Source organism: Clostridium sp. UBA2485 (genome assembly GCF_002341865.1).
Classification (GTDB): Bacteria; Bacillota; Clostridia; order Clostridiales; family Clostridiaceae; genus Clostridium_J.
The window spans coordinates 26,023-42,034 of the sequence record NZ_DDOV01000112.1 but is presented as its reverse complement, the minus strand read 5'-3'; the positions used below and the strand labels follow the sequence as shown (position 1 = coordinate 42,034).

At 30.1% G+C, this 16,012-nt stretch carries 16 protein-coding genes; all 16 read left to right on the top strand.

All coding sequences use genetic code 11. The annotated features are described in order from the left end of the window. The first annotated feature begins 233 nt into the window (after positions 1–233). Positions 234–1,385: an aminotransferase class I/II-fold pyridoxal phosphate-dependent enzyme gene (locus B3603_RS20560; RefSeq protein WP_291568455.1), complete on the top strand. Its 1,152-nt coding sequence runs from the start codon at positions 234–236 to the stop codon at positions 1,383–1,385. 217 nt (positions 1,386–1,602) lie between these two features. After that, positions 1,603–2,481 (top strand): YicC/YloC family endoribonuclease, encoded by an 879-nt coding sequence (locus B3603_RS20555; protein ID WP_291568453.1) that lies wholly within the window; start codon positions 1,603–1,605, stop codon positions 2,479–2,481. A 13-nt stretch (positions 2,482–2,494) separates the two neighbouring features. Beyond that, positions 2,495–2,767 (top strand): extracellular matrix/biofilm regulator RemA, encoded by a 273-nt coding sequence (gene remA, locus B3603_RS20550; protein ID WP_039631486.1) that lies wholly within the window; start codon positions 2,495–2,497, stop codon positions 2,765–2,767. A 1-nt stretch (position 2,768) separates the two neighbouring features. Next, entirely contained in the window at positions 2,769–3,368 is a 600-nt protein-coding gene (gene gmk / locus B3603_RS20545; RefSeq protein WP_396153088.1) for a guanylate kinase, read from the top strand. 3 nt (positions 3,369–3,371) lie between these two features. Further along, on the top strand, positions 3,372–3,590 hold the full coding sequence (gene rpoZ, locus B3603_RS20540) for a DNA-directed RNA polymerase subunit omega (protein WP_291568449.1): 219 nt from the start codon (positions 3,372–3,374) through the stop codon (positions 3,588–3,590). A gap of 1 nt (position 3,591) precedes the next feature. Then, positions 3,592–4,752, top strand: coding sequence for a bifunctional phosphopantothenoylcysteine decarboxylase/phosphopantothenate--cysteine ligase CoaBC (gene coaBC, locus B3603_RS20535; RefSeq protein ID WP_291568447.1), 1,161 nt, complete (start codon positions 3,592–3,594; stop codon positions 4,750–4,752). Between the two features lie 36 nt (positions 4,753–4,788). Then, a complete protein-coding gene (gene priA, locus B3603_RS20530; protein WP_291568445.1) occupies positions 4,789–7,002 on the top strand; it encodes a primosomal protein N' in 2,214 nt (737 codons plus the stop codon). A 12-nt stretch (positions 7,003–7,014) separates the two neighbouring features. Beyond that, positions 7,015–7,467 (top strand): peptide deformylase, encoded by a 453-nt coding sequence (gene def / locus B3603_RS20525; RefSeq protein WP_291568443.1) that lies wholly within the window; start codon positions 7,015–7,017, stop codon positions 7,465–7,467. 1 nt (position 7,468) lies between these two features. Beyond that, a complete protein-coding gene (gene fmt, locus B3603_RS20520) occupies positions 7,469–8,413 on the top strand; it encodes a methionyl-tRNA formyltransferase (protein WP_291568441.1) in 945 nt (314 codons plus the stop codon). Between the two features lie 139 nt (positions 8,414–8,552). After that, complete coding sequence (locus B3603_RS20515) at positions 8,553–9,248, top strand: zinc metallopeptidase (RefSeq protein WP_291568438.1); 696 nt, start codon at positions 8,553–8,555, stop codon at positions 9,246–9,248. A gap of 157 nt (positions 9,249–9,405) precedes the next feature. After that, on the top strand, positions 9,406–10,734 hold the full coding sequence (rsmB, locus tag B3603_RS20510) for a 16S rRNA (cytosine(967)-C(5))-methyltransferase RsmB (protein WP_291568436.1): 1,329 nt from the start codon (positions 9,406–9,408) through the stop codon (positions 10,732–10,734). Positions 10,735–10,741: 7 nt separating this feature from the next. Continuing rightward, entirely contained in the window at positions 10,742–11,776 is a 1,035-nt protein-coding gene (gene rlmN, locus B3603_RS20505) for a 23S rRNA (adenine(2503)-C(2))-methyltransferase RlmN (RefSeq protein ID WP_291568435.1), read from the top strand. A 2-nt stretch (positions 11,777–11,778) separates the two neighbouring features. Continuing rightward, the gene (locus tag B3603_RS20500) at positions 11,779–12,525 is read left to right on the top strand and encodes a Stp1/IreP family PP2C-type Ser/Thr phosphatase (protein ID WP_291568434.1); all 747 of its coding nucleotides are present in this window, start codon (positions 11,779–11,781) and stop codon (positions 12,523–12,525) included. Then, complete coding sequence (gene pknB, locus B3603_RS20495; RefSeq protein WP_291568432.1) at positions 12,500–14,485, top strand: Stk1 family PASTA domain-containing Ser/Thr kinase; 1,986 nt, start codon at positions 12,500–12,502, stop codon at positions 14,483–14,485. Before B3603_RS20500 ends, pknB begins: the two co-directional genes overlap by 26 nt. A 15-nt stretch (positions 14,486–14,500) precedes the next feature. Beyond that, complete coding sequence (gene rsgA, locus B3603_RS20490) at positions 14,501–15,364, top strand: ribosome small subunit-dependent GTPase A (RefSeq protein ID WP_291568430.1); 864 nt, start codon at positions 14,501–14,503, stop codon at positions 15,362–15,364. Beyond that, positions 15,361–16,011, top strand: coding sequence for a ribulose-phosphate 3-epimerase (gene rpe / locus B3603_RS20485; protein WP_291568428.1), 651 nt, complete (start codon positions 15,361–15,363; stop codon positions 16,009–16,011). The genes rsgA and rpe overlap by 4 nt, the downstream gene beginning before the upstream one ends. Position 16,012: the final 1 nt, after the last annotated feature.

The following is a 16,012-nucleotide window of genomic DNA, read 5'->3' as shown; positions in this document are numbered from 1 at the left end:
ACAATTAAGGATGAAATTATTTTTAACTAGCAATGAAATTGCTAGTTTTATGGCGAACACTGTTCGCCGCTACAGGCAATCAATTTGAAATTTCTCAGTGGCAACTGAGAAATATCCATAATTGTGAACTGTGCATTGTGAATTGAGAATTGAATAAAATTTCTATTTAATGGAACCTTTCATATAAGTTATGAATAGCATAATTTATAACATAAAAGATAGGGTGATTAAATATGAAGATAAACAATAGAATAAGCAATTTACAACAGTATCATTTTAAAATACTTGATGAAATTAAGAAAAAGAGAAAAGAAGATGGTAAAGTGGTTGTAGATTTGAGTATTGGTGATCCAGATTTAGGTGTTCATCCAAATATACTAAAGGCACTGGTTGATGGATTTAATATTGAGGGCTTTAATAAATATCCGCCCTATGATGGCACTTTAGAGCTTAAAAAAGAAGTTATTAGGCATTATAAAGATACTTTTAATGTAGAGCTGACCCTAGATGAGGTTATTATTTTAATTGGCTCTAAGGAGGGGATAAGCAGCGTTATACCAGCAGTTTGTGATATTGGGGATATTGTTTTAGTGCCAGAGCCTGGTTATCCTGTTTATTCAATAGCTTCAAATTTATGGGGTTGTACGCCTCATACTATTCCTCTAAAGGAAAAGAAGAGGTACTTAATGGAGCTTAAAGAAATTCCAGAAAATATTTCTAATAGGGCTAAGTTGTTTTTTATCAACTATCCTAATAATCCCACAGGAGCAACTGGTAATGAAGAATTTTTTAGAGAAATTATTGCATATTGTAGAGAAAAAAATATAATACTATGCAATGATGCAGCATATAATGAAATAATTCCCTTGGAGGAAAAACCTATAAGTATACTTCAGTTTGATGAAGAAAAAAAATCTGTTGAATTTGGAAGTTTTTCTAAATTGTATAATATGACAGGATTTAGAATAGGTTATGCTGTAGGATCAAGTGAAGTAATAAATTCACTGTCTAAAATTAAAAGTAATTTAGATTCTGGTCAGTTTATTCCAATACAAAAGGCTGCACATGCTTCTTTAAATTTAGATGAGGAATATAAAAATAATATTAAAAAAACTTATGCTGAAAGAAGAAGTGAAGTAGAAAAAATATTAAAAGAAAAGAATATTAAATTTTTTAGCACTAATGCAACCTTTTATATTTGGTGTAGAACTCCTAAAGATTATACTACCTATGAGTTCTGCTCAGAGCTTATAAATAAGCATGGGATTGTTGTAACACCAGGATCAGTATTTGGAGATTTAGGGTACGACTACTTTAGAATATCTTTAACTAATGACATAGAAACTACAAAAAATGCACTTTTAATGCTTGACAAATATAATTAAAAGTTATAAAAATGATTATATGTCTATAATTAAAATAATTAGTAATAGAGGCAATGTTGCCTCTATTATTGTTGAATAAAATTGTTTTTCTTTAAATATCTAAGAAATATTCCAATTTACTAATTAATACTTACACTTTTAGCTTGAAATTGATGTTATAAGTTTTGTATAATAGGTATTAAAGAATTTACAAAGAAGTCGGAAGGATGCGTTTTTTATGATTAAAAGCATGACAGGCTTTGGGCGTGGAAGTGGCAGTGATGGCCACTCAAATTTTATTGTAGAAATAAAAAGTGTTAATCACAGATATTTCGAACTAAATGTAAGGATGCCTAGAGCGTTAATTTCATTAGAAGACAACATTAGAAAGGTTGTTAGTGAAAAAATTAAAAGAGGTAAAATTGATATATTTATAACACAAAATTATCATGATAAAGAAAATGTAGAGGCAGTTTTAAATGAAGAACTTGTTAAAAGTTATATGAACTGCCTTAAAACAATTCAGTCCATGTATGATTTAAGAGATGATATTTCGATAACAAATCTAGCTAGATTCCCTGAGGTTATCAATTTAAAGCAAAAAGAAGAAAATTTAGAAGAAGCTTGGAAAGAGCTTCAAGTATCCTTAGATGAAGCATTAAATTCATTAGTACATATGAGAGAGAGTGAAGGTATAAAATTAAATCAAGATATTAATCATAGATGTGATTTAATTAAAAAATTTACCAATATGATTAGCAAAAGAGTACCAATGGTATCCATAGAGTATAGAGATAAATTAACTAAAAAGGTTAAGGAGCTTTTAGAGGAATCTCAATTAGATGAAAATAGAATTGCTATGGAAGTAGTACTCTTAGCTGATAAAACAGGAATAGATGAAGAAATTGTAAGACTAAATAGTCATATTTGTCAAATTGTGGAAACTCTACAATTAGAAGAACCTGTTGGAAGAAAATTAGATTTTATAGTTCAAGAAATGAATAGAGAAAGTAATACTATAGCATCTAAAGTTAATGATTTAGACATTACTAACTTAGCTGTGGATATTAAAAGTGAAATTGAGAAGATAAGAGAGCAAGTTCAAAATGTAGAATAATAGGAGGTAACTAATGGGTATAAAATTAATAAACATAGGATTTGGAAATATAGTTTCTGCCAATAGATTGGTTGCTATAGTAAGTCCAGAATCAGCACCAATTAAAAGAATAATTCAAGAAGCAAGGGATAGAGGTATGCTTATTGATGCTACATATGGCAGAAGGACTAGAGCAGTAATCATAACAGACAGTGACCATGTAATCTTATCAGCAGTACAACCAGAAACTGTTGCGCATAGATTGTCTTCTAAAGAAGATGAGCATATAGAAGAGGTCGATGAATAAAATGGGAGTTAAAGGTCAATTATTAGTTATATCTGGTCCTTCAGGAGCAGGAAAAGGTACTGTATGTAAGTCACTGTTAGAAAAGAATGATATATGGATATCAGTATCAGCTACAACTAGAAAGCCAAGGAATGGAGAAATAGATGGAGTAAACTATTTTTTTATAGATAAAGATGAGTTTTTAACAAAGATAGATAGTAATGATTTTTTAGAATATGCAGAAGTCTATGGAAATTATTATGGTACTCCAAAATCTAAGGTTTTTGAAGTGTTGGAAAGTGGAAAAGATGTAATACTAGAAATTGATATTCAAGGTGCATTAAAGATAAAATCTGCTTATCCAGATGGAGTGTTTATATTTATACTGCCTCCGTCAATGGAAGAATTAAGATCTAGAATTACCAATAGAGGTAGTGAGACACCAGAATCTTTAAAGACTCGATTAAATTCTGCTTATGAGGAAATTTCTTTTGCCTCAAAGTATGATTATGCAGTAATTAATGATGAAGTTAATGAAGCAGTTAAGAAAATTGAGAGCATAATAATTGCTGAAAAATGTAGAGTATATAAAATAAAAGATGAAATATTAGGGAGGTTCTAATACATGAACAATTCAATGATTAATCCATCAATAGTAGATTTATTAAAAAAAGTTGATAATAGGTATTCGCTAGTAGTTGCAGCTTCTAAAAGAGCAAGACAATTAATAGAGGGCAAGGAGCCATTAATAACTGTAGAGTCAACTAAACCTGTTACAATTGCTATTAATGAAATAAACGAGGGTGCAATTGAAACTGAAACTACGAAAGAAGGATTAAAGTAAAATGTTAAAAGAAAAAACAGTTGTTATAGGGGTTAGTGGCGGAATAGCTGTTTATAAAGCTTTAGATGTTATAAGCAAATTAAAAAAAAGGGACATTAATGTTCATGTTATAATGACTAAATCAGCTACAGAGTTTGTAACACCACTTACCTTTCAGTCATTAAGTCAAAATATGGTTATAACAGATATGTTTGCAGAGCCAAAGGCTTGGGAAATTCAACATATTTCTTTAGCTAAAAAAGCAGACCTTGTAGTGGTTGTGCCTGCAACTGCTAACATTATTGGAAAGGTTGCTAATGGCATAGCGGATGATATGCTTTCAACTACAATAATGGCTACAAAAGCGCCAGTTATTTTTGCACCAGCCATGAATACTAATATGTATAATAACCCTATAGTGCAAGATAATATGAATAGGCTAAAATCCTTTGGATATGAATTTATATCTCCAGCTAGTGGAAGATTGGCATGTGGAGATGTTGGAGATGGAAAGCTTCAAGATACAGATTTAATAGCAGAAACTATTATTAGTAAGCTTTATGAGAAAAAGGATCTAAAGGGGAAAAAAGTTCTAGTCACAGCAGGGCCAACTATATCGCCGATTGATCCTGTAAGGTATGTTACTAATGGCTCTAGTGGTAAGATGGGATATGCTATTGCAGAAGAAGCTAGAGATAGAGGTGCGGAGGTTACATTGATAAGTGGACCTTCTAGCTTAAAAACACCCTTTGGAATAAATATTATTAAGGTGACAACTAATGGGGAAATGTATGATGAAGCAATAAATCACTTTAAAAACTGTGACATAGCTATAAAGTCAGCAGCAGTTGCAGATTATAAAATTAAAAATTATTCTAATACAAAGATTAAAAAAAGTGATGGTAATCTAGTATTAGAATTTGAAAGAGATAATGATATACTAAAAAAACTTGGAGAGTTAAAAGAACATCAAATTTTAGTAGGATTTGCTGCTGAAAGTAATGATGTAATAAAAAACGCTACAGGTAAATTAGAAAAGAAAAATCTGGATTATATTGTTGCAAATGATATTACTGATAGCTTTGGTAAGGACAGTAACAAGGTAACTATTATTAAGCGAGATAAAACTTCTATTAAATTAGGTGCTATGAGTAAAANNTTTTATTTCATATGCTTAAAATGATATAATATTTAAAGTTAGTTTTAAAGGAGGGATACTATGAATGATTTTGCAGGAATTATTGTTAATAATGAGGCAATAAAAGTTGATAAAATATTTACATACAAAATTCCTAGTAGCTTAAAGGATAAGCTATCTTTAGGACATAGAGTAAAGGTTCCCTTCGGATTAGGAAATAAATTTATTGATGGATTTGTAATGAAACTTTATAAAAGTCACGATTTACAAGAAGAAAATTTTTCTAAAATGAAAACAATAAAAGAAATCTGTGATGATTTCCTAGTAATAAGAGAACAGGATATAGAGCTCATTGAAACAATGAGAAAAAAATATCTTTGTACTTATTTAGAATGTATAAAGGTAATAATACCTAATGGTATTACAAAAGGAATGAAGTTTAAAACTAAAATGGTAATTTCATTAGGAAAAGCTTTGGAAGAAAAATATTTAAAAGAAAATTATATGAATATTTATAGTTTTATAAAAGAGAATAATGGAATATATAATAAAACAGAGCTTACAAAAGAAATGGGATTTTCATTATCTTCTATAAACACATTAATTAAATATGGATTTTTAATAGCAGAAGAAAGTATCATTTATAGATATAATGACAAACTCTATAAAAACTACGATAAAAAAATATTAAATGATGTTCAAAGAAAAGCTGTAGATATAATATTAAATTCTAAAAATAATAAATTTTTACTTCATGGAGTTACAGGTAGTGGAAAAACAGAAATTTATATGAATTTAGTTAGTAATATGATGGATAAAGGGAAAGATTCTATAATTTTAATTCCTGAAATTTCTCTAACTCCACAGATGGTAGAACGTTTTAAGGGACGTTTTGGAAAAGATGTGGCTATATTTCATAGCAAATTAAGTGATGGAGAGAAATTTGATGAATGGATGAGGGTAAAAAGTGGAAAAGTAAAGGTAGCAATAGGTGCTAGATCAGCAATTTTTTTACCTTTTAAAAACTTAGGTCTCATTGTTATTGATGAAGAGCATGAGGGAAGCTATAAGTCCGATAGTGATCCTAAATATATAGCTAAAGAAATTGGAGAATTAAAATGTACAATAGAAAATTGTAAATTAGTTTTAGGTTCTGCTACACCTTCCATAGAAAGTTATTATAAGGCACAGGAACGAATATATGAACTTATAACCATTGATGAAAGAGCAGATAATGCAAAGCTGCCTAAGATTTATCTTTCTGATATGAGAGAAGAACTTATAAATAATAATAAAACCATTTTTAGCGAAGTGCTTTATGAAAATATAGGTAAAGCCTTAGAAAACAAGGATCAAATATTATTATTTTTAAATAGAAGGGGATATTCTACTTTTGTATCTTGTAGATCTTGTGGATATGTGTTTAAATGTCACAATTGTGACATATCTTTAACTTATCATAATTCTTATGAAGCATTAAGTTGTCATTATTGTGGTGCTAAGGTTCCACAGGTAAAAACTTGCCCTAAATGTAAAAGTAAATACGTAAAATATTTTGGAATAGGTACAGAACAATTAGAAGCTCAAGTTAAAAAGGCTTTTCCAATGGCTAAAACCTTGAGAATGGATTTTGATACCACAAGACAAAAGGATTCTTATGAAAATATATATAAGTCTTTTAAAAATGGTGAAGCAGATATACTGATAGGAACTCAGATGATAGCAAAGGGTTTAGATTTTCCAAATGTGACTTTAGTTGGAATTATTGCAGCTGACCTGTCTTTGAACCTACCAGATTATCGAGCTAATGAAAGAACATTTCAACTTATAACCCAGGTATCAGGAAGAGCAGGGAGAGGAAAAAAAGAAGGAAAAGTAGTAGTTCAGACTTATAACCCTGACAATCTAAGCATAAAATGTTCTGTAGAGAATAATTATAAGGGCTTTTATAATGAAGAAATTAAGCTTAGGGAGATTCTTAAATATCCTCCTTTTACTAAAATTATGTGTATAAACCTTAGTAGTAAAAAGGAAGATCTATTAATAAAAAATATACAAAATATATGTAACAAATTAAGGTTTCACCTAGAAAAAAATGATAAAATTGAAATATTAGGACCTTGTCCGTGTGGTATTTCAAAGATAAAAAATGCTTATAGATGGCAAATTGTAATCAAAGGAAATTTTAGCGAAGATTTAGCTCTTGGAATTAAAAATTTTATTTATGAAGAATTAAGTAATGTTTATAATGACATAAGAGTAAGTATAGATGTAAATCCAAATAATATGCTATAAAGGAGAGAAAAGATGGCTATAAGAAATATTAGAACTAAAGAAGATGAAGTCTTAAGAAAAAGAAGCAAAGTCGTGACAAATATAGATGATAGACTTTTGACTTTAATTAATGATATGAAAGAAACCATGTATGCTTCTAATGGTGTTGGACTTGCAGCACCGCAAGTGGGAATATTAAAAAGAGTAGTGGTTGTAGATATAGGAGATGGTCCTATAGTTTTAATAAATCCTGAAATAATTGAAAAAAGAGGAGAAGTTACAGATATAGAAGGATGCTTAAGTGTTCCAGGGGAACAAGGCGAGGTTAAAAGACCTAAATATGTTAAGGTTAAAGCGATGAATGAAAAAGGTGAAGAGATATTGTTAGAAGGTGAAAATTTTCTTGCTAGGGCCTTTTGTCATGAAATTGATCATTTAGATGGAATACTTTATATAGATAAAATTGTAAAGGAACAGGAGGCATAATATGAAAATAGTATTTATGGGAACTCCAGACTTCTCAGTACCATCTCTAAAGGCACTAATTGATGAATTTGAAGTTATGGCTGTATTTACTCAACCAGATAGACCAAAAGGAAGAGGGAAGGCATTAGCAATGTCTCCAGTTAAGGAAGTAGCATTAGAGCATAATATTCCTGTTTATCAGCCAGCAAATTTAAGAAAAGAACCAGAAATGATAGATATGCTTAAGAAAATGGAGCCAGATTTTATAATTGTAGTTGCTTTTGGGCAGATACTTTCAAAGGAAGTTTTAGAGATTGCTAAATACGGATGTATAAATCTTCATGCTTCATTACTTCCTAAATTTAGAGGTGCAGCACCTATAAATTATGCAATCATGGCAGGTGAAGAAAAATCTGGAAATACTACTATGCTTATGGATGTAGGATTAGACACAGGAGATATGCTTTTAAAAAATGAAGTGGAGATTGATGAAGATATGACTTTTGGACAGCTTCATGATGTTTTAATGGAAAGTGGAAGTTCTCTACTCGTAGAAACTATAAAAAAGTTATCAAAGGGAGAAATTGCAGGAGAAAAGCAAGAGGATTCAAAAAGTTGTTATGCTCATAAGTTAAGTAGAGAAATGGCTAATATCGACTGGAATAAATCCTCAGTAGAAATACATAATTTTGTAAGAGGATTAAATCCTTTTCCAATAGCCTACACTTTTTATGAAGATAAGATGATGAAAGTAATATCTACTAAACTACTACAAGAAGAAAGTAGTAAAAAACCAGGAACGATTTTAAAGGTAAATAATGAAGGAATTAGAGTAGCAACAAAAGATAAAGTTATATTAATAACGAAAATACAATTCCCGAATAAAAAGCCATTAGAAGTATCTGAGTATATTAAAGGAAATAAAATTGAAGAAAACATAGAGTTAAGAAATAAAAATAAAGAATAAGAATTAAAATTAGAATAATAATTATTTATAAATCTTTAGTATTAATACTTAATTCTCAATTAGGGCATCTTAAATAAAGAATGCTAGATATTACAAAGTTTTAAAAAAGACAACTAAACTAAAATAAGGAGGTTTTATTATGTTCGGTTATTATGGTTATTATTATGATCCTACTATGTTGATTTTGATTCCAGCGCTAATAATTGCTATGTGGGCACAATTTAATATTAAATCTACTTTCAACAAATACTCTAAAATTTATAGCTCTATGGGATATAAAGGTAAGGATGTAGCAAGAATCATTTTAGATGCTCATGGATTATTTGACATTCCAATTGAGATGGTAAGGGGGAAATTAACTGATCATTATGACCCTGAAAAGAAAGTAGTTAGGTTATCCCAGGAAGTTTATGAAGGAACTTCACTAGCATCTATAGGAGTGGCAGCTCATGAAATAGGTCATGCCATTCAACATAAAGAAAACTACGGACCTATAAGATTAAGAACAGCTCTAGTACCAGTGGCTAGTTTAGGTTCTAATGCTTCTTGGATATTATTCTTTATGGGAATAATTTTTAGTATTAAACCCCTAATTACAGCAGGTATAGTATTATTCTCAGCAGTAGTTTTATTCCAAGTAGTAACATTACCAGTAGAATTTAACGCTTCAAATAGAGCAATTGCAGTGCTACAATCTAAGGGTATTTTAGTAGGTGATGAAATTAATGGAGCAAAAAAGGTTTTAAATGCTGCAGCATTAACTTACGTAGCAGCAGTGATAACTGCACTTGCACAATTAGCTAGATTAATACTTTTAAGTAGAAGAAATGATTAAGATATCTTGAAAAAATAACAAGTCAGTATGTTAGCCTTTTTACATCATACTGTGCTGTCAGAACCCACTCATAGAGGACTATGAATGGAATCTAAAGCATCTTTGGACTTGTTATTTTCTTTCAGATGTTTAAATAATTGAAAATAGAGGTAAGACGATGAGTAACGCTAGAAAAATAGCAACAGAAATAGTAAGTCAGGTCTTTACTAATAAAGCTTACTCTAATATTGTTTTAGGACTAGAGCTTAACAATAGTAATTTAAGTGAAGTAGATAAAGCATTGGTTACAGAGATAGTATACGGTACTATCAAATATAAATATTCAATAGATAAAATTATTCAAAACTTTACAGGAAAAAATTTTAATAAACTAGAGAATTTTGTATTAAATATACTTAGGATTTCAATATATCAAATAAAATATTTAGATAAAATTCCTGATTTCGCAGTAGTGAATGAAGCAGTGAACCTTACTAAAAAAAATGTATCAGTAGGTGCTTCTAAATTAGTAAATGGAGTTTTACGAAATTATTTAAGGAATTTAGATAAGCAATATTACAATGATAATGAAATAGAAAAATTAGCTTTTCACTATTCATTTCCACAGTGGCTTATAAAGCATTTTATAAGCCACTATGGAATGGATAATGCAGAAAACATACTGAAGGGCTTAAATGAAAGGCCAGCTATAACATTAAGAGTAAACTCATTAAAAGGAGATTATGAGGAAGTATTTGAAGCTTTAGAGAAAAATAAATATGATATAATGGAAGGGTATGTTTCCCCTGAAGCCATTAGAGTGGTAAATGGAAGAAGTATTGAAGCCAATCCATTATTTAAAGATGGATACGTAACAGTGCAGGATGAAAGTGCCATGCTAGTTGCACCTTCAATGGATATAGAAGAAAATATGACAGTTTTAGATTTATGCAGTGCACCAGGAGGAAAGACTACTCATATATCAGAGATTATGAATAATACTGGCAAAGTATTAGCTTTTGATATTCATGAAAATAAATTGTCACTAATTCTTTCCAATGTGCAGAGATTAGGAATAAAAAACATAAATTGCAGTACTTTAGATGCTACTATATATAACAGTGAACTGGAAGATAGCGGAGATAGAGTACTTATTGATGTTCCTTGCTCAGGACTTGGAATTATAAGGAAAAAACCAGAGATAAAATATACTAAAACTTCTAAAGAGTTAAAAGAAATAGTTAAAATACAAAAAGAGATTATGAAAAATGCAGCAAAGTATGTAAAAAAGGATGGAGTTATATTATATTCCACTTGTACACTAAACAAAGAGGAAAATGAAAATAACATACAATGGTTTTTAAAAAATCATCCTAGCTTTAAATTAGAACCATTGTTTTATGGAAATGTAGATAACGTAATATATAGTGAAGAAGGATATGCAACCATATTGCCAAACAAATACATGGATGGTTTCTTCATAGCAAAAATACGTAGAATATGGTAGGTGCATTATGCAAAATATATTAGACTTAAACTTACAAGAACTTAAATCATGGATGAAGGAAAATAATGAAAATGAATTTAGAGCAAAACAAGTTTTTGATTGGATATATAAATATGTATATGACTTTAAAGATATGAAGAATTTACCTAAGAGCTTAAAAGAAAAATTGGAAGATAAATTTTATGTAGGTGTACCTGAAATAGTTGAAACTTACAATTCAAAGGCGGGAGATACTAGAAAGCATCTTTTTGCATTAAGAGATAACAATCTAATTGAATCTGTAGTTATGCAATATAGTCATGGGAATTCTATATGTGTATCTACTCAAATCGGTTGTAGAATGGGATGTAAGTTTTGTGCATCCACTATAGACGGTGTAGTTAGAAGTTTAACCAGTGGAGAGATATTAGGTCAAGTTATTAAGGCACAAGAGAGCTTAGGTGACAGAATTTCAAATGTAGTTTTAATGGGGAGTGGGGAACCACTAGATAACTTTGATAATGTAATAAAATTTTTAGAGAATGTAAATTCAGAATATGGTCTAAATATAGGACAAAGACATATAACCTTATCTACCTGCGGAATTGTTCCTAAAATTAAAGAACTAGCAGATAAAAATCTACAAATAACTTTAGCAATTTCACTTCATGCACCAAATGATGAATTAAGAAGGCAAACTATGCCTATTGCTAAGGCTTATTCTATTAAAGAATTATTAGAGGCTTGTAACTATTATATTGAAAAAACTAATAGAAGAGTTACTTTTGAATATGCATTGGTAAGAGGAGTTAATGACAGCATAGAAAATGCACAGGAGCTTTCAAAATTTTTAAAAGGTATGCTTTGTCATGTTAATTTAATACCTATAAACGAAATAAAAGAAAGTAGCTTAAAGAAAGCCAATTTAGAAGATGTAAATAGATTTAAAAATATATTAATTAAAAATGGAATAGAGACAACAGTTAGAAAGGAAATGGGCTTAGACATAAATGCTGCTTGTGGACAACTTAGAAGAAGTTATTTAGAGAAAAAGGAGTTATAGGAATGGGGAGATTAATAGGGATACAGTCTGATGTTGGAAACAAAAGAAGTTTAAATGAGGACTTTGTTGGATACTTTGAAGAAGACAGTATGGCTATTTATGGTATAGCTGATGGTATGGGTGGGCATAATGCCGGAGAGGTTGCAAGTAAACTTGCTTTAGAAATTGTTATAGGATATATAAAAGAACATAAAGATGAAGAACCAGAAAAAACATTAGTTGAGGCTATCAATAAAGCAAATCATAATGTATATAAACATGCCCTATTAAATGAAAGTTATAGAGGGATGGGAACTACCATAACGGTTTGCTATATAAAGGATAATACATTATTAGTTGGGCATGTAGGAGATAGCAGATGTTATGCATTGTGCAATAATTCTTTAGTGAAGGTTACAAAAGATCACTCTTTAGTTCAAGAACTGCTAGACAATGGAACAATCAGCGAAGAAGAAGCTGTGAATCATCCGAATAAAAATGTAATCACTAGAGCTATTGGTACAAAACCATCTGTAGAGGTAGATGTTTATAAATTAGATATTGATAGTGTAGATAAAGTATTGCTATGCACAGATGGTCTTACTAATGAAGTAACTACGGAAGAAATATATGATATAATTACTAATTGTAAAGGCGAAAGCTGTGAAAAATTAATACAGTTAAGTAAAGAAAGAGGCGGAAGAGATAACATCTCAGTTATCATATTTAAAGGAGAGTGCGGAGATGATTGGAACCATATTGGGGAGTAGATATGAACTAATTGAAAAAATTGGTGAAGGTGGCATGGCAGTAGTATATAAAGCAAAATGTCGTCTTCTAAATAGATATGTAGCTGTTAAAATTCTAAAAGAAGAATATACTACAAATTTTGAATTTATGGATAAGTTTAGAAAAGAAGCTGCAGCAACAGCAAGCTTTTCTCATAACAATATAGTTAATGTTTTCGATGTAGGTGTTGAAGGTAAATATAATTATATAGTTATGGAGCTTGTAAATGGAAAGACATTAAAGAAAGTAATTCATGAGAAAGGTAATTTACCTTATGAGGAAGTAATATCTATAGGAATACAAATTGCAAAGGCCTTAGAATGTGCTCATAGAAATGGCATAATTCATAGAGATATAAAACCTCACAATATTCTTGTGACAGAGGATGGAACTGTAAAGGTTACTGACTTTGGAATAGCTAAGGCTTCTAATACGGATACTATAACCCATACAAGCAAAGTTATAGGATCGGCACACTATTTTTCACCAGAGCAAGCAAAGGGAAAAGTGGTAGATTTTAGAACAGATATATACTCTTTTGGTATTGTGCTTTATGAAATGACAACAGGTAAGTTACCTTTTGATGGTGATAGTCCCGTTTCAATAGCTTTAAAACATATTCAAGAACCAGTAATTCCGCCAAGTGCAATAAATTATAATGTTCCTGTTGGTTTAAGCAATTTAATAATGAAGGCAATTGAAAAAGATCCTATTAAAAGATATCAAACTGCTACAGATATATTAAATGATTTAAGGAAGATACAAAATAATCAGGATTATACTATAGTACAAAACACTAATATAGAGGAAGATTATACTAGAGTTATGGACCCTATTCAAGTTGATAAAATAAAATCTTCTTATAAAAAAAATGATTTTGAAGATGAAGACTTTGATGACGAAGATGAGTTTGATGATGAAGATGAAGAGCCGAAGAGAAAAAATAGTTCAAAGAGTATAGATAAAAAGAAAAAGAAGATGATAATCATTTCTTTTGCTACTATATTTGTATTAATACTAGGAGTTTTTTCAAGTACAATATATTCTAAAATATTTAATCCTAAATCAGGTAAATCTAATGAAATAAAAATTCCAGCTATTGTAGGAAAAACTGAAGCGCAAGGGAAAAAAATGTTAGAGGATTTAGGGCTTGAATTAATAGTAGATGGAGAAGAAAAAAATGATAAACCAAAAGGTACAATTATAAAATGTATACCTAATGAAGGGACTCCAGTTAAAAAGAAATTTCAAGTAAAGGTTATTTTAAGTGAAGGACCAGAAGAGATTAAAGTTCCAGATTTACGAAATATATCTTCGGAAGAAGCGCAAAATCAAATAGTTGGCAAAGGATTAAGAGTAGGTAAGATAACTGAAGAAAACAATGAAACCTATGCAGAAGGAACTGTTATAAGACAAAATCCTCAGCCAGAGGCTTCAGCTAAGAAAGATGATACTGTTGATATAGTTGTAAGTAAAGGTTCTTCAATTAAGTATACTAAAGTACCAGATTTAACAAATATGACTATAGACGGGGCAATTAGTGTACTTAGTGTATCAAATCTTAACTTAGGAGATAAGTCACCAGTAATAACTGATGATATAACTAAAGATGGAAAAATATTCAATCAAAGTCATGCGCCTGGATCAAAGGTAAAAGAACAAGAAACAATAAGTGTAAATTATTACAAATATAAGGAGCCAGAACCAGAGAAAATACCAGTACCTGATTTTACAGGAGAAACCGTAAGGCGCGCTAAAGATTTAGCAGCATCTTTAGAATTAAATGTACAGGTTTCAGGAAATGATGATGATATAGTTGAATTTCAAAATATAACACCTGGCACTAAGGTGGTTAAAGGAGAAACTATAAAATTAACAGTAAAAGCAAAAGAAATAGAAGAAGATGAAAAACCAACAGAACCAAATCAAGATAAACAGTAATGTTTTGGAGGACATATGGATGGAGTAATTGTTAAAGGTATAGGTGGACTTTATTACGTTAACGTAAATGGAGAGTTATATAAATGCAAGGCTAGAGGGAAATTTAGATACAACAATTTAACACCGATGATTGGTGATAATGTTGAAATTTCCATTGAAAAAGACTCTGTATCTATAGAAAAAATTTACGAAAGAAAAACAGAGCTAATAAGACCGGCAGTAGCAAACGTAACTCAAGCTTTTGTAGTTTTTGCTTTTAAGCATCCAGACTTAAATAAGGATTTACTAAATAAATTTTTACTTTTATGTGAGTATAATGGGTTAAAAGCAGTAGTATGCTTTAATAAAATGGATTTAGTAGATGAAGATAAAAATAGCATAAAGGATGAATTAGAATCTGCTGGTTACGAAGTATTGTATTTAGAAGCTAAGAATAATAAAGGCTTAGATAAGCTAAAGGAGAAAATAAAAGATAATATAAGTGTATTTTGTGGTCCCTCAGGAGTTGGTAAATCTACAATATTAAATAGTTTTATTGGAAAAGAAGTTATGCAGACTGGAGAAATCAGTGACAAGCTAAAAAGAGGTAAGCACACCACAAGACATAGCGAGCTTATTGAGGTAGAAGAGGGATTTTTAGTAGATACACCAGGATTTTCATCCTTAGAATTAGATTTTATAAGTAAAGAAGAACTTCAATATTGCTTTAAAGAATTTGATGAATATAGAGATGATTGTAAGTTTAATAATTGTGTACACTACAAAGAGCCAAAATGCGGTGTTAAAAATGCAGTTGAACAAGGTGAAATTCACAAGAGTAGATATGAATTTTATATAAAAACCTTAGAAGAGATTATAAGTAGGGGGAACAGAAAATGATAAAATTATCACCTTCAATATTATCTGCTGACTTTGCAAACTTAGGTGAAGCAGTAAAGAATTTAGAGAAATATGGAGCAGATATGATTCATATTGATGTTATGGATGGGATGTTTGTACCTAATATTTCTTTTGGATTTCCAGTAATAAAATCTATAAGAAAATATACAAAGTTAACCTTTGATGTTCATCTAATGATAGAGGAGCCAGCTAGATATATTAAAGAGTTTGTGGATGCTGGAGCAGATATCATAACTGTTCATGCAGAAGCAGATAGACATTTAGATAGAACTATAAGCTATATTAAAAGCTTTGGTATTAAAGCAGGAATAGCACTAAATCCAGCTACACCAGTAAGTAGTATAAAGCATTTAATCAAAGAGGTAGATATGGTACTTATAATGTCTGTTAACCCTGGATTTGGAGGACAAAAGTATATAGATTACTGTGGTGAGAAAATAAGAGAAGTTAAAGTCTTAGCAGAAAACTGTAATAAAGAATTGATGATACAGGTTGATGGCGGAATAGATGCAGCAAATATAAAAACTGTGGTAGATGCTGGTGCAAATGTAATAGTTGCAGGTTCAGCAGTGTTTAAAAACAATGAAATAGAAAAAAATATTAAACTTTTAAAAGAAGGAATTTAGT